At 42.3% G+C, this 18,857-nt stretch carries 13 protein-coding genes; all 13 read left to right on the forward strand.

All coding sequences use genetic code 11. The annotated features are described in order from the left end of the window. Positions 1-498 precede the first annotated feature (498 nt). On the forward strand, positions 499-2,298 hold the full coding sequence (locus ADH49_RS06155) for a CAP domain-containing protein (RefSeq protein ID WP_048690770.1): 1,800 nt from the start codon (positions 499-501) through the stop codon (positions 2,296-2,298). Between the two features lie 518 nt (positions 2,299-2,816). Continuing rightward, on the forward strand, positions 2,817-3,560 hold the full coding sequence (locus ADH49_RS06160; RefSeq protein WP_048690772.1) for a DeoR/GlpR family DNA-binding transcription regulator: 744 nt from the start codon (positions 2,817-2,819) through the stop codon (positions 3,558-3,560). After that, positions 3,557-4,468, forward strand: a complete 912-nt coding sequence (pfkB, locus tag ADH49_RS06165; RefSeq protein ID WP_048690774.1) for a 1-phosphofructokinase — start codon at positions 3,557-3,559, stop codon at positions 4,466-4,468. The genes ADH49_RS06160 and pfkB overlap by 4 nt, the downstream gene beginning before the upstream one ends. Beyond that, entirely contained in the window at positions 4,465-6,432 is a 1,968-nt protein-coding gene (locus tag ADH49_RS06170) for a PTS fructose transporter subunit IIABC (RefSeq protein ID WP_048690776.1), read from the forward strand. The genes pfkB and ADH49_RS06170 overlap by 4 nt, the downstream gene beginning before the upstream one ends. Positions 6,433-6,574: 142 nt before the next feature. Beyond that, the gene (locus ADH49_RS06175; RefSeq protein WP_048690778.1) at positions 6,575-6,949 is read left to right on the forward strand and encodes a DUF1149 family protein; all 375 of its coding nucleotides are present in this window, start codon (positions 6,575-6,577) and stop codon (positions 6,947-6,949) included. 3 nt (positions 6,950-6,952) lie between these two features. Further along, complete coding sequence (locus ADH49_RS06180; RefSeq protein ID WP_048690780.1) at positions 6,953-7,801, forward strand: DegV family protein; 849 nt, start codon at positions 6,953-6,955, stop codon at positions 7,799-7,801. Positions 7,802-7,810: 9 nt separating this feature from the next. Then, positions 7,811-8,578, forward strand: a complete 768-nt coding sequence (gene dapB / locus ADH49_RS06185; protein WP_048690784.1) for a 4-hydroxy-tetrahydrodipicolinate reductase — start codon at positions 7,811-7,813, stop codon at positions 8,576-8,578. Further along, positions 8,575-9,795: a CCA tRNA nucleotidyltransferase gene (locus ADH49_RS06190; RefSeq protein ID WP_048690787.1), complete on the forward strand. Its 1,221-nt coding sequence runs from the start codon at positions 8,575-8,577 to the stop codon at positions 9,793-9,795. The genes dapB and ADH49_RS06190 overlap by 4 nt, the downstream gene beginning before the upstream one ends. Further along, entirely contained in the window at positions 9,792-11,663 is a 1,872-nt protein-coding gene (locus tag ADH49_RS06195) for an ABC-F family ATP-binding cassette domain-containing protein (RefSeq protein WP_048690789.1), read from the forward strand. The genes ADH49_RS06190 and ADH49_RS06195 overlap by 4 nt, the downstream gene beginning before the upstream one ends. A 10-nt stretch (positions 11,664-11,673) precedes the next feature. Next, positions 11,674-12,204, forward strand: coding sequence for a DUF308 domain-containing protein (locus ADH49_RS06200; protein WP_048690792.1), 531 nt, complete (start codon positions 11,674-11,676; stop codon positions 12,202-12,204). A gap of 135 nt (positions 12,205-12,339) precedes the next feature. Further along, positions 12,340-13,299 carry an ROK family glucokinase gene (locus ADH49_RS06205; protein WP_048690794.1) on the forward strand — a complete coding sequence of 320 codons (960 nt, stop codon included), beginning with the start codon at positions 12,340-12,342 and terminating at the stop codon, positions 13,297-13,299. Between the two features lie 94 nt (positions 13,300-13,393). Next, on the forward strand, positions 13,394-14,233 hold the full coding sequence (locus tag ADH49_RS06210) for a thymidylate synthase (RefSeq protein ID WP_048690797.1): 840 nt from the start codon (positions 13,394-13,396) through the stop codon (positions 14,231-14,233). Between the two features lie 232 nt (positions 14,234-14,465). Next, positions 14,466-18,857, forward strand: a 4,392-nt coding sequence (locus ADH49_RS06215) for a CshA/CshB family fibrillar adhesin-related protein (RefSeq protein ID WP_048690799.1), incomplete at its 3' end; no start/stop codon positions are given.

Raw genomic sequence — 18,857 nt, forward strand, 5'->3', positions numbered from 1 at the left:
TGCGTCTTGCTCGATAATCCAAAGACAATTGAGAGGCTAGGACTTTTGTCCCAGCCTCTTTTTGTATAATCTAGCAGTAATAGAAACAGGATAAAACAATAGTATAATACTATCCTATTGTTTTATCCTTTATAACCCTACCATTCAACCAGAGAATAGTAGGGTAAAAACTATCTGTATAAAGAATGAGTATAGTTCTATGAGTAAAATAAGAAGGTTCTCAAATTATTTGCTATTCAAAACTTTCTGTGCTATAATTTTCACAAAGGAAGAAAAAGTGTCGATACAAAATATGCCGTCATTATCAGTTTTTTAGGCAAAAATATGTGGGAATCTGACTGATGTGTTCATTTTTTAAATAGGCCTTAAAATAAAATGAACGTCTCATTCAGGAGCTTTCTTTACCTATATAAACTGGAAGAATGGTTGAATTACACTTATGCATAGGTTTTTTTCATCCTTTTTATTTATAATACTATCCTAATGGAGATTATTGATATGGATAAAAAATATAGATATGTAACTCGGGCTATCTTAGCCTCTGCTGTAGCAGTTCCAGTATTTGTCGCGTCGAATGTTCAGGCTGAGAGCTATAGTTGGAACACCAGTCGTTATATCTACAGTTACTATACTCCAAGTTATGGTTACAACAATTACAACTATAACTACGGCTATAACAACTATGATTATTACTATGGTTATAACAATTACGGCTATAATAATTACAATTATGGCTATAACTACGGTTATAATAACTGGAATAACTACTATGGCTATAACAATCTCACACATGATGAGAATTACATTTACTGGAATGGCAACCACTACTATCGCATGAGTGATGGAAGTTACCGGATCTATCGCAATGGGCAATGGCTACCGTTGACCAATCGTAACAACTCTAGAAATAATCTAGCCAACGATCCTCATTACCTTTACGAGAATGGTTACCATTACTATATATTAGATAATGGGGATTACTATTACTATCAAAATGGTAAGTGGGTATTTGTGAAGAATTCTAGCGAAACAGAAAATCCTGTAACGCCGGATACTCCAACCCCAACTCCAACCCCAACTCCAACCCCAACACCGGAGGAACCAAATCCGTCTGATAAACCAGATCAACCGGTGGAACCATCAGAACCAGCTACACCTGAAGATACAGGTAACTTGGTCTTTCCTGAGAATCCGCCATTTGTAGGCGCAGATGGTGAATTCGATCCATTCGCTCCAACTCCTGAGAATCCAGCTGAGCCGAAGCCAGAAGTTCCGGTTCAACCAGAAGTACCTGGTAATGACGGATTGGTAACAACTGACCAGCCAAGTGAAAACCAAATTCCACCATACGTTGAGACACCAACAGAAGGATTGGAACACCTTCCTTGGGCGCCAAATGGTCGTGTACCTAAGCTAGTCTACCCACCTGGTAAGCCTGGATCAGCTGCTTTGCGTAACGATAAGAACTATTACTTTGATGGGACAACTCATTACTACTATGTTCCATCTGATACAGAGGCTACAGGATATTCTGCATACTGGAAGTGGATTGATGGTAAATGGAAACTTCAAGGAATGACAGATCCAAATGACCCTGTCGTCGATCCAAAATTCCATGAAGATGCAAAAGATGACGAGTACGCTTATAGCGATCGTGACTCAAGTGTGAAACTATACTCTACCAATGTAGTAGAAACAGTCAAAGCTGGCCAACCGTTACCGTTCAAAAACGTCGAAGAATTTAAGAACTATGTCATTGAAAAAATGGATCCTAAGTTCATTGACAACGCGGGTTGGGATTGTAAAGTTGAGTGGGAAATCGAAGACCCTGAACTTTTTGAACAATCAAAAGATAATCCTTGGGCAAAAGATTATGTCTTGATTGCTAACTTGAAGAGTGGTGTCGACGAAAAAGAATACAAAGACGTTGAATTCGGCTATGTGAAATTCGTCTTCCGTGTGGAAGCGACAGACAATACCAACTATATTTCTTTAGATAAGGCCAAAGAAGCATTTGCTAAAATCAATGAACTAAGAAAAGCTCAAGGCTTGAAAGAATTGACTTGGTCTGATGATATCTACAACAATCTTTCTCTTCCGAAAGCAAACCAAATCTCAAGACAATATGATAGCACTGGATTTGTGGCTCGTCGTGAAGAAGACCCAGCAACTGTAGCAACGAAATGGTTCAACAGTGGCTTGCGTGAATTGTTACTAGATCCAAACGCAACTGAAGGAGCTGTAGCAGCAGTTGTGAATGGAGATGGTTACTATTACTGGGCTTATAATTATAAATAATGTTTCCTCTGGATAAACATCCCAGATTTCTTACAAGACATAAAAAAGGTATCCATGTGATACCTCAGCTTGAAGATAAAGTCTTCTAAAAAACTTTCCTTAGGTGAGTACGGACGTCAGCGAACTTCTAAGAAGTTCCATGACTTAGTTTTGAATCTAAGGCTTCAAAACTCCCGAGTGCTTGAAACGTAGTGTTTCAAGCACTTTTCTAACGGCGGAAAGTTTTAATCTTCTTAAATAGCACAATAAGTCATTTTTTTAAGTACTAGCTGTTTTATTTATAATAATAGTTTGTCTCCATTCAAAGGTATCCAAGTGATACCTTTTTTATTCTGTCAGAAATTTACTGCTGAGGTTTTTAGGAATTTGTTCAAGACTTAAGTAGCGATATGAAAAGAAAGTATAATGGACGATTTTAAAGAAATTGATAGAAAATGAAAGAAAATGATATTTAGTGCTTGACTTTGAAAGATAATAGAGTATAATAGTCCTTGAAATCGTTTCCGAAAGGAGGTTATATGTTAAAATCTGAACGAAAACATATCATTTTAGAAAAGGTTATCAAAGAGCGAATCGTCTCTATTGAGGATTTGGTTCAAGAGTTAAACTCTTCAGAATCAACGGTTCGGCGCGATTTAGATGAACTAGAAGCTGAGAATAAACTAAGACGAATTCACGGTGGGGCAGAAAGTCTCCATTCCTTGCAAGAAGAAGAAAGCAATAAAGATAAAGCAATCAAAAACGTTCAAGAAAAATCTGCCATTGCAAAAAAAGCCGCAGAATTGATTAAGGATTTTGAAGTTGTCTTTATCGATGCAGGGACCACCAATGAATTATTGGTTCATGAATTGGCCAATCCAACCGTTACAGTTGTGACCAATTCCATTCACCATGCAGCGAGTTTAGTTGAGAGAGATATTCCGACGGTCATCATCGGAGGGATGGTCAAGACGTCGACCGACGCTAGCATCGGAGGGATGGCCTTGAATCAAATCGGTCAGTTAAGTTTCGATCGAGCTTTTATTGGAATGAATGGTGTCGACCTGGAGTCGTACAGCACACCGGATCTTAAAGAGGGGGCTGTCAAACGGGCCATTTTAGAGAATGCAAAGACTACTTACATTCTTCTAGACTCGTCAAAACTTGGGCGGACATCTTTTGTTAAGGTAGCTCCGGTGAAGAGAGCAACCATCATTACCAATGCTTCAGATACGGAAATCCTTTCTAAATTAAAAGAAAAAACGGAGGTTATTGAGGTTTGATTTATACAGTTACATTAAATCCAGCGATTGATTACATCGTCCGTCTCGATCATGTAGAGACAGGGGCGGTCAACCGGATGGCTTCGGAAGATAAATTCGCCGGTGGTAAGGGAATCAATGTCAGTCGTGTCTTAAAGCGTCTTGATATCGAGAACACAGCGACTGGATTTATCGGTGGTTTCACCGGACGCTTCATTGAAGACGTACTGACTAGTGAAGCTATTTCAACCAACTTTGTGACAGTGGACCAAGATACACGGATCAATGTCAAGATCAAGGCCGATGAGGAAACAGAAATCAACGGGAATGGCCCAGAAGTGACGGAAGCTCAGTTTCAAGAATTGCTCAGCATCCTATCCAGCTTAACAGCAGATGATGTAGTAGTCTTTGCAGGGTCTGCTCCATCTTCGCTTGGGAATGCGGTTTACAAAAAATTGATCGCAGCAACTCGTGCAACAGGTGCGCAAGTGGTTTGCGACTTTGAAGGGCAAACCTTGATTGATTCCTTGGAGTTCAATCCCCAATTGGTTAAACCAAACAACCATGAGTTGGGAGCTATTTTTGGTGTTACCTTGACAGAGTTGCCAGAAATTGAACGCTACGCCAAAGAAATCTTGGCCAAGGGCGCACAAAACGTCATTATTTCCATGGCGGGTGATGGTGCTCTTCTGGTAAGTCCTAGCGGCACTTACTTCGCAAAACCAATCAAGGGTCAAGTGAAGAATTCTGTCGGGGCTGGAGATTCCATGGTGGCAGGTTTCACTGGGAAACTCGCAACAACAGGAGATGTCATCGAAGCCTTCAAATGGGGTGTGGCTTGTGGCACAGCAACCACCTTCTCAGATGATTTGGCGACAGCTGACTATATTAAAGAAACTTATGAAAAAGTAGAGGTAGAAAAACTATGAAAATTCAAGACGTTTTAAATAAAAACGTGATGTTGTTTGACCTTCAGGCAACAGATAAAGAGGGCGTGATCAATGAGATGGTCCAATCGCTCGTTGATAATGGTGTGGTGACAGATTTTGAAACCTTTAAAACTGGAATCATGAACCGGGAAGCACAAACTTCAACTGGTTTGGGTGATGGAATTGCTATGCCTCACAGCAAAAACGAAGCTGTCAAAGAAGCAACAGTCTTGTTCGCAAAATCAAATAAGGGTGTGGACTATGCATCGCTTGATGGACAACCAACAGACTTGTTCTTCATGATCGCCGCACCAGAAGGAGCAAATGACACTCACTTGGCAGCCCTTGCTGAATTGTCTAAATACTTGATGAAACCAGGATTTGCGGACAAACTTCGCCAAGCCAGCACACCTGATCAAGTGATCGCAGCCTTTGATGCAGAAGAGCAAGAAGCTGCAGCTGAAGAAGCGAAAAAAGCAGAAGCAGTCAAAGAAGCAGCTTCATCTGAAAAACCGCTCATTGTTGCTGTTACAGCATGTACAACTGGTATCGCCCACACTTACATGGCAGAAGAAGCCCTCATCAAAAAAGGTGAAGAAATGGGTGTAACAGTCCGCGTTGAAACCAACGGGGCATCTGGTGTCGGCAACCGCTTGACAGCTGAAGAAATTGCAAAAGCTGAAGGAGTCATTATTGCAGCGGATAAAGCAGTTGAAACCGCTCGTTTTGATGGCAAAAAATTGATCTCTAAACCAGTCGCTGCTGGTATCCGTCAGACAGAAGAATTGATCCAAACCATCTTGGACGGCAAAGCAGATGTCTTCCACGCTGAAAATGCTGCACAAGCTAGCGCAAGCCAAGAAAAATTGAGCTTGGGTGGAGCCTTCTACAAACACTTGATGAGTGGGGTTTCTCAAATGCTTCCATTCGTTATCGGTGGTGGTATCTTGATTGCCCTTGCCTTCTTGATCGACCAAATTCTTGGAGTGCCTCAAGATCAATTGTCTCAACTTGGTTCATACCATGAATTAGCAGCTCAATTCAAAACAATCGGTGGAGCGGCCTTTGGCTTCATGCTTCCTGTACTTGCAGGTTACATCGGATTCTCAATCGCTGAAAAACCTGGTTTTGTAGCAGGCTTTATCGCTGGATCTATTGCTAGCTCAGGGTCAGCATTTGGAAATATCGCCTACGGCGCTGCTAAAGGTGAGTTGCCAGGTGCAGTATCATCTGGTTTCCTTGGTGCCTTAGTTGGTGGTTTCTTAGCAGGTGGAGTGATTCTTGTTCTTCGTAAAGCTCTAGCAGGTCTTCCTCGTTCTCTTGATGGTATCCGTTCAATCCTTCTCTTGCCATTGCTTGGTGTCGGTTTGACAGGATTCTTGATGTTCCTCATCAATATTCCAATGGCTGCTATCAATACTGGTCTTAACAACTTCCTTTCAAGCTTGTCAGGTAGCTCAGCTGTCCTTCTTGGACTACTCGTCGGTGGTATGATGGCTGTCGATATGGGTGGACCAGTGAATAAAGCCGCTTATGTCTTCGCTACAGGTACACTTGCTGAATCTGTTGCTTCAGGTGGTTCTATTGTTATGGCGGCCGTTATGGCAGCTGGTATGGTTCCTCCATTAGCAGTATTCGTAGCAACAGTCTTGTTCAAAGATAAATTCACACAAGAAGAACGCGATTCTGGTTTGACAAACATTGTTATGGGTCTTTCCTTCATCACAGAAGGTGCCATTCCTTTCGGTGCTGCTGACCCAGCTCGTGCCATCCCTAGCTTCATTGCAGGTTCAGCATTGACAGGTGCCCTTGTTGGTCTTGCAGGCTTGAAACTTATGGCTCCTCACGGAGGAATCTTCGTTATCGCCCTTACTTCAAATCCACTTCTTTACATCTTGTTCGTATTGATTGGTGCAGTCGTAAGTGGTATCTTGTTCGGATTGCTTCGCAAACCTAAAAACTAATCATGACGAAAAGGCCGGGATTTTCCCAGCCTTTTTCTTCTTTCTTTGATAGAAAACAGTGTGAAAAGACATGGTTCTGCAATAGAATCTTGATTTAATTTATGGTATAATTTTCACAACGCTTATTTTTAGGAGAACAAGTATGGATATCCAACGTGAAAAAGAATTCGTCAGCCAGTATCATTATGATGCTCGTAACTTTGAATGGGAAAAAGAAAACGGAACTCCCGAGACAAAAGTAGACGTCAACTTTCAATTGATTCAACGCGATACAGAGTTAAAGACAACCTCTTTAATCGTTATTTTGACCTATATGATTGTCTTTGATGGCTTTGTCATCAGCGGGACCATTACCCAAATCAACCACATTCACAATCGTTTAGTCGGTGAGCCAAGCGAATTCAGCAAAGAAGAAGTGGAAGAACTTGCCCGTCCCTGCTTGAATATGCTGAACCGTTTGACCTATGAAGTTACTGAAATCGCCCTTGATTTACCAGGGATTAATTTGGAGTTTTAATGCATGAAATTAGCAGTCATCACAGATTCTTCTGCCTATCTATCAGATGAATCAAGAGGACACGATAATTTATTTGTCCTAGATATTCCAGTTGTCATTGATGGAGTATCTTACGTAGAAGGTAAAAACCTGACAGCAGAAGAATTCTATCAAAAGATGGAAGCTTCGTCTGAGCTTCCGAAAACCAGCCAACCTAGTATCGCGGAATTAGAAGAACTCTTACCGCAACTAGAGGCTAAAGGCTATACCCATGTTTTAGGGATTTTCCTTTCTTCTGGTATTTCTGGTTTCTATCAGAATATCCAGTATATGAAAGATGAATTCCCAAATCTGACCATCACTTTTCCAGATTCTAAGATTACCAGCGCCCCTCTTGGGTGGATGGCTGAAGAAGCAGTTAAATGGGCTGATGAAGGCTGTTCTTTTGATGAAATTCTAGCCAACATCCAAACCCAAATCGATGGGACTTCTGCCTACATCATGGTCGATGACCTCAATCATTTGGTCAAAGGGGGTCGTCTCTCAAATGGAGCGGCGATTCTAGGGAATCTCCTCAGCATCAAGCCCATTCTCTATTTTAACGAGGAAGGTGTGATAGAGGTATACGAGAAAGTCCGTACCGAGAAAAAAGCCATCAAACGCTTAGCTGAGATTGTCAAAGAAGGAGCAGCAGGTAAAGAGTACCAAATCATCATTATTCACGGGAATGCTCTTGATAAAGCAGAAACGCTTCGTGATATCCTTCATCAAGAAGGTTTTGCTGGTGAGATTCCATTTGCGACTTTTGGCAGTGTCATTGGTACACACTTAGGAAATCACAGCGTTGCTATCAGTTTTGTACCAAAAGTATAAGGAGTAAACATGCCAATTAAAGTAGTGATTGCAGGTTTTAAAGGGAGAATGGGCCAAGCGGCTTATCACATGGTGTTAGAAGACCCCGAGCTTGAACTAGTTGGCTTGGTTGATCCCCATGCTTCTGAAAACGAGCTAGCAGGTGTTCCGGTTTTTCATGACAAAGAAGGTGTTTTGTCGCTGGATGCGGATGTGTGGATTGACTTCACCATCCCTAAAGTTGCTTATGAACATACCCGCTTTGCTTTGGAGCATGGATTAGCGCCTGTGGTTGGGACAACTGGATTTACAACAGAAGAAATCACTGACTTGATAGAATTGTCTCGTGAAAAGAATCTTGGAGGTCTCATCGCGCCAAATTTTGCTATTGGAGCAGTCTTGCTCATGCAATTTGCAGCGCAGGCAGCTAAGTATTTCCCGAATGTAGAGATTATCGAGTTGCATCATGATAAGAAAAAGGATGCACCGAGTGGGACTGCTGTGAAGACAGCTGAGTTGATCAGTCAGGTCCGTCAACCACAAGAGCAGGGAGCGCCAGATGAAGAAGAGAGCCTTCCAGGTGCTCGCGGTGCTAACTACCAAGGCATGCACATCCATTCGGTTCGTTTGCCTGGTCTGGTAGCCCATCAAGAAGTGATTTTCGGTAGTCAAGGAGAAGGATTGACCTTACGCCACGATTCCTACGATCGGGTGTCCTTCATGACAGGGGTCAATCTAGGAGTAAAAGAAGTAGTCAAGCGTCATGAGCTTGTCTATGGTTTAGAACATCTATTATGAGATTAAAAAAACTGCCTTCTGAATTTCAGGAGGCTTTGCCAATATTAGAAAAGATTCGAAAAGCTGGATATGAAGCTTATTTTGTCGGGGGCTCTGTACGGGATGCCATTTTAGGTCGGCCCATCCACGATGTCGATATCGCTTCCTCCTCTTACCCGGAAGAGACCAAGGCTATTTTCGAGCGGACCATTGATGTCGGGATTGAACACGGGACGGTCCTGGTTCTTGAAAATCATCAAGAATATGAAATTACCACCTTTCGAACAGAGGATGTCTACGTCGACTTTCGAAGACCCAGTGCAGTTAATTTTGTCCGTTCCTTAGAAGAAGATCTCAAGCGTCGCGATTTTACCGTCAATGCCTTTGCCTTGAGTGAAGAAGGGGAAATTATTGACCTCTTCGATGGACTGGAAGATTTGGGAAATCGCATCCTAAGAGCTGTTGGTGTGGCGACAGAACGCTTTAACGAAGATGCTCTTCGGATCATGCGTGGTTTTCGCTTTCAGGCCAGTCTTGGGTTTGACCTAGAAGAAGAGACTTTTAAGGCCATGACAGATTGCGCTCCCTTGTTGGAGAAAATTTCTGTTGAACGCGTCTTTATTGAGCTGGATAAGCTCCTCTTAGCTCCTTTTTGGCGCAAGGGATTGGAAGGTGTGATTGCTAGCAAAAGCTATCAGTACCTTCCCCTCTTACAAAATAGCCAATCGTCCCTAGAGAAACTGTTCCAGCTGTCCATGGATTATACCTTTACGAGTTCCGAGCAAGCTTGGGCTGCCTTACTCTTGACCCTAGACGAGAATAAGGTCTCTGCTTTTTTCAAGAAATGGAAAACCTCTCGTGACTTCGCTAAGAAGGTGGAGCAGTTGGTTGAAATCTACCGTTTGCGTGAAAAGGCTAGTTTAAATCGTCGGGATGTCTATCGCTATGACCGTAGCCTTCTCTTGTCAGCGGAAGAACTGCGTCAGGCTCATGGGTTGCCCGTAGATTTCCAAATCATCGAAGAATTGTATGATTCTCTAGCTATTCATGACAAGCACGAAATCGTGGTCAATGGTGGTATGTTGATGAAGGAATACGGCTTAAAACCAGGTCCAGGCCTGGGACAAGTGCTTTCTGCTATCGAATGGGCCATTGTAGATGGCGAATTAGAGAATGACAAACAAGCCATTGGTGATTTTTTGAGCCGCTATCTTGAAGCCAAGAAGGGGGAAGCATGAGCGATTTTATTGTTGAAAAACTAACCAAGTCCGTCGGGGATAAGACGGTCTTTAAAGATATTTCTTTTATCATTCATGAGCTGGATCGGATTGGACTAATCGGGGTCAATGGGACAGGGAAAACGACTCTCTTAGATGTTTTGTCTGGTCGTGCAGGCTATGATGGAGATCGTTCCCCTTTTTCTGCTAAGAATGATTATAAGATTGGTTATCTGACCCAAGAACCTCAATTTGATGATAATAAGACGGTCCTCGATACAGTCTTGTCAGAGGATGTGAAAGAGCTCCAATTGATTCGTCAATATGAGTTGTTGACGAGCCAGTACGATGAGAGCCAGCAAGCGAAACTGGAAAAAGTCATGGCGGAGATGGACTCTCTCAATGCTTGGGAAATCGAAAGCCAAGTCAAAACTGTCCTGACCAAGCTGGGGATTCAAGATTTATCTGCTAAGGTGGGGAGTTTGTCTGGTGGACTGCGGCGCCGTGTCCAGCTAGCACAGGTTCTCTTGGGAGACCATGATTTGTTGCTGTTAGATGAGCCGACAAACCATCTGGATATTGATACCATCGAATGGTTGACCAATTTCTTGAAGAACTCTAAGAAAACTGTACTTTTCATCACCCATGACCGTTATTTCTTGGATAATATTTCAACTCGTATTTTCGAATTGGATCGCGGCGGTCTAATCGAATACCAAGGAAATTATCAGGATTACGTTCGCTTAAAAGCTGAGCAGGACGAACGGGATGCGGCTCTACTTCACAAGAAGCAACAACTCTATAAGCAAGAATTGACCTGGATGCGTCGCCAACCGCAGGCGCGTGCTACTAAGCAACAGGCTCGGATCAATCGTTTCCACGACCTCAAAAAGGACCTATCTCACCAGGCTACAGAAACAGATCTGGAAATGTCCTTTGAAACCAGTCGAATCGGTAAGAAAGTCATTGAATTTCAAGATGTCGATTTCGCCTATGATCAAGGACCGATTCTGCAGCAGTTTAATCTTTTGGTTCAAAACAAAGATCGGATTGGAATTGTGGGAGATAATGGTGTTGGAAAGTCAACCTTGCTCAACCTCATTGCTGGGAAACTTCAACCGACTGCTGGGAAGGTCATTATCGGAGAAACGGTACAGATTGCCTACTTCTCCCAGCAGATTGAAGGCTTGGACGAAAGCAAGCGGATGATCAACTTCCTGCAAGAAGTAGCGGAAGAAGTCAAGACCAGCGCAGGGTCTACATCAATTGCCGAATTGTTGGAGCAATTTCTCTTCCCTCGTTCGACCCACGGCACCTTGATTGAAAAACTTTCTGGTGGTGAGAAGAAACGGCTCTATCTCTTGAAGCTCCTTATTGAAAAACCAAATGTCTTGCTCTTAGACGAGCCGACCAATGATTTGGATATCGCGACCTTGACAGTGTTAGAGAATTTCCTACAAGGATTCGGCGGTCCGGTCATCACGGTTAGTCACGACCGTTATTTCCTAGACAAGGTTGCTTCAAAAATTTTAGCTTTTGAAAATGGTGGCATTCGTGAGTTTTTCGGCAACTATACCGACTATCTAGATGAGAAAAAGTTTGAGCTAGAAATGGTTGCTGAAAGTAGCAAGCCTGAAAAAGAAAAGGTAGTCAAAGTCCGAGAAGAAAAGAAACGGATGAGCTACCAGGAAAAGCAGGAGTGGGCGACTATTGAGAGTGAGATCGAAGAGATTGAAAACAAGATTGCAACCATCGAGGCTGAGATGAATGAGAATGGTTCTGACTTTGGTAAGTTGGCCAGTCTCCAACGTCAGATGGATGAAGAAAACGAGATGCTCTTAGCCAAGTACGAACGGTATGAGTACTTGAGTGAGCTGGCAGAAAACTAAAGGAGGAAGGATGCACCATATTAGTAAATACAGTCTTTTGCTGTCATCATTTTTATTTTGTGGCATTGGCTTTGTTCTCTTTGTAAATCCAATCGAAAAAATTGCCACCTTTAGTTGGTTGATTTCTCTGGGCTTTTTCTTGATTTCGGTTTCGCGTTTGTCGCGTTACTACCGTCTACGGACTCAAGCGACCTTGTCAGATCCTTATTTATTCCAGAGTGCTGTCTCGCTGGTCTTTGCAGTCTATCTCTTGCTATATGGCTACAAGACCTTGCCAATCGTCTTTCCGATCACACTCGGTATTTGGCTTTTATATAAGTCTGCCTTGAGTTTACGTAAGGCTCACTATCTTTCTAAGCGTTCTGAAGAATTATCCAAGAAGTTTACTTTTTGGGGGCTCATTCAACTGTTTACAGGATTGTTTCTCATTATCAGTCCACTATCGATTAGTATCTTCCTCTTGCATATTTTAGGATTATTCTTCTTCGTAATTGGCGTTCAATCCTTGAGACTCTTTTTGAAACTTCATAACGAAGAGTAAAGAACTCCTGTCTGTGTTTTTGCAGACAGGTTCTTTTTTTGTAAATGAAATTGAGAGAATTCTTGAAAAACAATTGAAACCCTTTTCACATTTTGGTATACTAGTGTCAAGAGAATAGGAACAAAGGAGTATAAAATGTCCAAAAAAATTATTGGTATTGACTTAGGTGGAACATCAGTCAAATTTGCCATTTTGACGCAAGAAGGAGAGATTCAAGAGAAGTGGTCTATCAAGACCAACATCCTCGACGAAGGAAGTCACATCGTTCCTGATATCATAGCTTCCATCAAACACCGTTTGGAATTGTTGAACTTATCAGCAGAAGATTTTATTGGAATCGGGATGGGATCCCCTGGCGCGGTGGATCGTTTTGAAGGAACGGTTGTTGGAGCATATAACCTCAACTGGAAAACTGTACAGCCTATCAAGAAGGATATCGAGTCTGCCTTGGGAATTCCTTTCTTCATCGATAATGATGCCAACGTAGCTGCCCTTGGTGAACGTTGGAAAGGGGCTGGTGAAAACCAACCGGATGTCGTCTTCATGACACTTGGAACTGGTGTTGGTGGCGGTATCGTGGCAGAAGGAAAACTCTTGCACGGTGCTGGTGGTGTTGCTGGTGAACTTGGCCATATCACAGTTGATTTTGATCGCCCATTTGATTGTACCTGCGGTAAGAAAGGTTGCTTGGAAACAGTAGCTTCAGCGACTGGTATTGTCAATTTAACCCGCCGTTATGCTGATGAATACGCAGGAGATGCAACCTTGAAACGTCTCATTGATGATGGTGAAGAAGTTACAGCTAAGACAGTCTTTGATCTTGCTAAAGATGGAGATGAGTTGGCCTTGATTGTCTACCGTCATTTCTCTCAATACCTCGGTATTGCTTGTGCCAACATCGCTAGTGTCTTGAACCCAGCTAACATTGTCATCGGTGGTGGTGTATCAGCAGCAGGCCAATTCCTCTTAGATGGGGTTCAAAAGGTCTTTGATGGAAATACCTTCCCACAAGTCCGTACGTCAACCCAATTGGTGCTTGCTAATCTTGGAAATGATGCAGGAGTTATTGGAGCTGCATCACTTGTCCTACAATAGATTTTATTTGAAAGAGATCCAAACCGAATCATTTGGACCTCTTTTCTTTTATCCTGTGTTATAATGTAGGTATTACAGTATTTAAGGAGATTGAATGACAAAAGCAGATATCCTTTTTAAAGAAAATATTCGAAGAATTATGGAAGAAGGCGTCTGGTCTGAGCAAGCTCGGCCCAAGTACAAGGATGGCACAACAGCCAATTCCAAGTACATCACGGGAGCTTTTATGGAGTTTGATCTGGCCAAGGGCGAGTTTCCGATTACGACCCTTCGTCCTATTGCCATCAAGTCGGCTATCAAGGAGATGCTCTGGATCTACCAGGATCAGTCTAATAGTTTGGAGCTTCTAAATGATAAGTATCAGGTCCGCTACTGGAATGATTGGGAAGTGGGAGACACAGGAACGATTGGTGAACGCTATGGCGCTGTCGTTAAAAAGCATGACATCATCAACAAGATACTCAAACAGCTGGAAGCCAATCCCTGGAATCGACGCAATATTATTTCTCTCTGGGATTACCAAGCATTTGAAGAGTCGGAAGGGCTCTTGCCTTGTGCTTTTCAAACCATGTTTGATGTGCGTCGTGTCGATGGGGAAATCTATCTGGATGCAACTTTGACCCAACGTTCAAATGATATGCTAGTGGCGCACCATATCAACGCCATGCAGTATGTAGCCCTTCAGATGATGATCGCCAAGCACTTTGGCTGGAAGGTTGGCAAGTTCTTTTATTTCATTAACAACCTTCACATCTATGATAACCAATTTGATCAAGCGGAAGAGTTACTTAGACGACAGCCTTCGGACTGCCAACCTCACTTGGTTTTAAATGTGCCAGATGGTACCAATTTCTTTGAGATCAAAGCTGAGGATTTTGTACTGGAGGACTATGATCCTGTCAAACCTCAATTGAAGTTTGATTTGGCTATATAGAGATTATTGTTAGTTGAAAAAATAGGAAGATCGTTTGTTATTTTTAAAATAATGATTCGTACTTCCTATTATTTTAATTTAATGATTAGTAATATCGTCAAATTTTAAAAAATTGATCAATTTTTGAGACATTATATTTTGAATAGTTAAATTAATTTGATAGAATTGATAAGGTTAGGCATTAGCCGTAAAAATATAAATATAAGTTTTAAAATTTTTTGGAGGAATTTAAGTGAGTAAGGATTTATTCAATGATCGTATTAGCAGATTTTCAATTCGAAAATTGAATGTCGGAGTATGCTCGGTTCTTTTAGGAACGCTAGTGATGGTTGGGACAGCTTCAAGCGTCGCAGCTGATGAAAACACCGAGAACCAAGTAGGGGTTGCAACGAAAGAAGAAGCAGGCCAACCTGCGATTACAACTGAAGCAACTTCTTCAACAACAAGTGAAGTTTCAACTTCAGCTACAACATACCAAGCTGAAGCTCCTGTAACTGCTACAGAAACAGCCCCTGTTGAAGAGAAGGCTCCAGTAGCAACTCCTGCAGTGGCAGAAGGAACAACAAACCCAAGTAATAAGGGAACAGAAGGAACAGCAACTAAAAATAAAGAAACAGTTTCTGCAGCTGTAGTAGCACCTGCGCCAGAAACACCAGCTGTTCCAGTAGCAACCCCTGATGTTCGCCGTCGTAGTCGTCGTGCTCTTGGTGATGCCAATGATCCTAACTTGATCGCGGATGATGTTGAAGATGCAACTTCAACTCCAAAAGTTGAAAAACCTGGTTTTACAACAGACCTTGACGCAAAATCTTTAACTAGCCAGATTACATGGTTGGACTTTGGTGATGTAGCCAACTGGACAGGAGCAAAAAAAGTCATTGTTCCTAAAAATGACGCATTTCCTAATAAAGATTTACAAGAAAAACTAGCACTTCAAGTTGGGGCTACTTATACCAAGGAAATCATGCCTGGCTATGTAGTCACTGTAAAAGTCAAATCCTTGAAACCTTTCCAAGCGACTGAAATCTATAAAAAACGGATGGAAGAGCAAGGGGCTACAGAAGCTGAAAAAGCAACCTATGATCCAAATGCAAAAAATGGATATGTAAAGGGTGTTACTTCAACAGGTGCTCGACAAGCTTTTAACAATGGTGAGGAAGCCGACGTTGTCGCTGATGCTCAAAATCAATGGACTGAAATTAAACACGAAAATGTTGATACCAAAACCAAGCAGACTACTATGGGTTCAGCTTTGAATGGTGGAAATATTGGAGTTCAGTTTGAAATTTCTGCAACCTTCCGTGGTAAGAAAGTTAAGCCAGCTATTGTCATGGCCGATGGTGAGTCTGCTAACCCTGGTGAATTTGTTATGTTCACTACCAACGGAGAAGGTTGGCAGCACCTTGGGGAATGGAAAAAAACTAGTAGACCGGCCACCTCTGTACCTTATGTTCCACAAGATACAGAGAACCTTTTGGGACCTAACCCTAAATACAAAAATATAAACCTAAATTCACTTCGTAATTCTACTGAAGTTGGACCAGAAAAGAAACCAGTAGCATGGAAATACTTTGGAAATCCTGACAAAGTTACGGGTGGTCTAGGAACCGGTATTTTTGGACCAAACCTATCTGCAGGGAATAACACAGTTCCACTCGTGATGACTCGTGGGGCATCTGAAGTGGGACTTTACATCGCTTCAAGTGGTAAACAGTCTGCTATGCTAGGATTCTTCCCACTTGATGAAGGAGATGCTCCTGAGTCATATGGCAAGGCAGTCCATACCATTGCAACTGTAGACGGTGTTACGGGAGCTAAAGTAAATCAACCGTATCTTGGTAACGTTAGCCCAGATATGGATGAGAATACAACTCTCGACTGGTTCGGTGATGATAAGGCAACTACGGCCGATGAAGGAATTGATCAATTGCTTCCAGATGATCTCAAAGGGACAACCAATGAGATGATCCAGATGGACCGTACCAAACCAGGCAACTACAAGATGTCAATTGAGGCTCATACGGATGGAGCTTCAGAAGCACATATCTATGGATGGGTAGACTTTAACCAAAATGGTAAATTTGATGAAGATGAACGCTCAAATCTCGCTACAATCACACAAGATGGTACTGTTGAGTTGACCTTTGCAAACAGCAAGACTTACATCGACCCAAGCGTTAAAGAGTTAGGTGCTCGTGTTCGTATCGCTAAGAAAGCGAAAGAGATCGAAAGCCCAACTGGCATGGCCTTCTCAGGTGAAGTAGAAGACTTCAAGACTCAAATCACCCACCCACCAAAAGGAGAATTTAAGGATACAAGTGGACCTCAAGGTACAAAACAGACAGCAACTGTGGCCTTTACAGCACGTGGAGAACGCAAGTTTGAACGTAATTCTACTGCTGTTATTGATGAAACTGTAGCACCATACATCGTAGATAAAGATGGCAATCGTGCAACTCTAAACGCAGAAGGTTACTACGTCGTTCAAGGACAAGGTAAGTACAAGATTACTGCTAAGGGTAAAGATGTAGACGTTGAGTTTATTCCTGAGGATAACTTCCTAGGAACTGCTGATGGTATCTCTATCCGTCGCTCAGACAATAATGGCTATGATACTGGTTGGTCAACAAAATTCCCTGATAGCGAACCTAATGTGAATGGCCAATTAAATACTATGGATGGTCAATATGTTCCAACTGTAACACCGATTGACATTGAAGGAGTTGACAAGACTTCTAAAGATATTCAAGGTGCAACTCAAAAAGAAACACCGACCTTTAACACAACTGCGACTAACTCAAATGGTGACAAGATTGCAATCACTCCAAGTGCAGAATATCCTGCTAAGTTGGTAGATCCAGCTACAGGTCGCACGATTGATGAGCCATCTGTAACAGTTGAAGGGGAAGGGACATACACGATCAATCCTTCAACGGGTGAAGTAACCTTCACTCCAGATCCAAGCTTTACTGGTACAGCCAAAGGTGTGGATGTTACATTGTCAGCGCCAGTTGGTCGAAACAAAGATGGTAAGATCCAACAGGAGTACATCAAGACTGCTACAGCTAAATACACACCAACGGTTACTCCAATCACAGTGACTCCTACAGACAAGGTTTCTGTGGATGTTCAAAACGTTCCTCAAACACAAACTCCTACATTTGAGTTGAGCAACGACAAGACTGCTGAAATCACAAGCAAGAAATTGGTGGATCCCGCAACTGGTCAACCAACTGATGAAACAACAGTGACAGTAGCAGGTGAAGGTAGCTATACTATCGACCCAATGACTGGAGCAGTAACATTTACGCCAGAAAAAGACTTTGTTGGTACTGCAAAAGGCGTAACTGTTCAGGCAACTGCTACTATTACAAATGCTAATGGTAAGACTGCAACCATTACTTCAGATGCGACCTACACACCAACTGTTGTGCCAGCAGTTCCAACTGCAAACCCTGCAACTTCTAAAGATATCCAAGGTGCAATACAAATAGGGACACCAACCTTTGCAGGAACTACTGTTCAAGTAAATGGTGAAGATAAAACTATTACCATTAAAGACAATAGCTACACATTGCTAGATAAAGATGGTAACGAAGTTTCAAGCACACCAGCCTTTGCTGAAGATGGTACAACTGAAATTGGTACTTTCTCTATTGATCCAGTAACAGGGCAAGTAACCTTCACACCAACAGACAAATCATACACTGGTAAAGTAACCCCAGCTAAGGTTCAAGCTGAAAGTTCAAACGGTATCAAGGTGGATACAACTTACACACCAGAAATCGTTCCAGTAACCCCAACAGCAACACCAGCAGAAACTATAAATGTTCAAGGTGCCACTCAAACTGGTAAACCAGAATTTAAAGGTGGAACTGCTGATATTGATGGTGTTGAAAAGACAGTAGCCATTAACGAAGCTGTTCCTGCTAAATTTGATGATGGTACAACAAGTAAGAAGGTTGAAGGAGTAGGTACTTACACAGTAGCTCCAGATGGAACAGTTACATTTGTACCAGAAAAATCATTTGTTGGTAAAGCACCAGCAGTAACAGTGGTTCGTGAAGACATAAACGGAACAAAAGCTTCTGCAACATACACACCAACAGTAACTCCGGTAACTCCAACAGCAACTCCAGCTGAATCAGTAGCTCCTCAAGGTGTTGTTCAAACTGGTACTGTAACCTTCACAGAAGGTGATCCAGTTGCGCCAATCGACAAAGATACGATTACCCTTCTTGACGAAAATGGTCAACCAGCAGCTTCAGTAGATGCTAAGTCACCAGACGGCAAGGTTATCGGTACATTCACAGTTGATAAAGCAACAGGTGTTGTAACCTTCACCCCAACAGATAAGACCTATTCAGGTGATGTTGTTGCCGTTAAGGTTCAAGCTAAGGATGCCAACGGTACCCCAGCTGAAACAACATACACACCTAAGATTACTCCGGTTGTTCCAACAGCAGAAGATGTAACTTCAAAAGACAAACAAGGCCAAACCCAAACAGGTAAGCCTAAGTTTACAGAAGGCAATCCAAACATTCCAATGGATGATGATACGCCAGCTACATTTGAAGATGGTTCAACGACTAAGACAATTCCAGGTGAAGGAACCTACACAGTA

The organism is Streptococcus sp. 400_SSPC (assembly GCF_001072745.1).
GTDB classification, from domain to species: domain Bacteria; phylum Bacillota; class Bacilli; order Lactobacillales; family Streptococcaceae; genus Streptococcus; species Streptococcus xiaochunlingii.

Coding starts and splice junctions, on each gene's coding strand:
- dapB (WP_048690784.1), top strand. CDS start 7,811: ATGCCAATTAAAGTAGTGATTGCAGGTTTTAAAGGGAGAATGGGCCAA.
- ADH49_RS06170 (WP_048690776.1), top strand. CDS start 4,465: ATGAAAATTCAAGACGTTTTAAATAAAAACGTGATGTTGTTTGACCTT.
- ADH49_RS06200 (WP_048690792.1), top strand. CDS start 11,674: ATGCACCATATTAGTAAATACAGTCTTTTGCTGTCATCATTTTTATTT.
- ADH49_RS06190 (WP_048690787.1), top strand. CDS start 8,575: ATGAGATTAAAAAAACTGCCTTCTGAATTTCAGGAGGCTTTGCCAATA.
- ADH49_RS06205 (WP_048690794.1), top strand. CDS start 12,340: ATGTCCAAAAAAATTATTGGTATTGACTTAGGTGGAACATCAGTCAAA.
- ADH49_RS06195 (WP_048690789.1), top strand. CDS start 9,792: ATGAGCGATTTTATTGTTGAAAAACTAACCAAGTCCGTCGGGGATAAG.
- ADH49_RS06175 (WP_048690778.1), top strand. CDS start 6,575: ATGGATATCCAACGTGAAAAAGAATTCGTCAGCCAGTATCATTATGAT.
- ADH49_RS06160 (WP_048690772.1), top strand. CDS start 2,817: ATGTTAAAATCTGAACGAAAACATATCATTTTAGAAAAGGTTATCAAA.
- ADH49_RS06155 (WP_048690770.1), top strand. CDS start 499: ATGGATAAAAAATATAGATATGTAACTCGGGCTATCTTAGCCTCTGCT.
- ADH49_RS06180 (WP_048690780.1), top strand. CDS start 6,953: ATGAAATTAGCAGTCATCACAGATTCTTCTGCCTATCTATCAGATGAA.
- ADH49_RS06210 (WP_048690797.1), top strand. CDS start 13,394: ATGACAAAAGCAGATATCCTTTTTAAAGAAAATATTCGAAGAATTATG.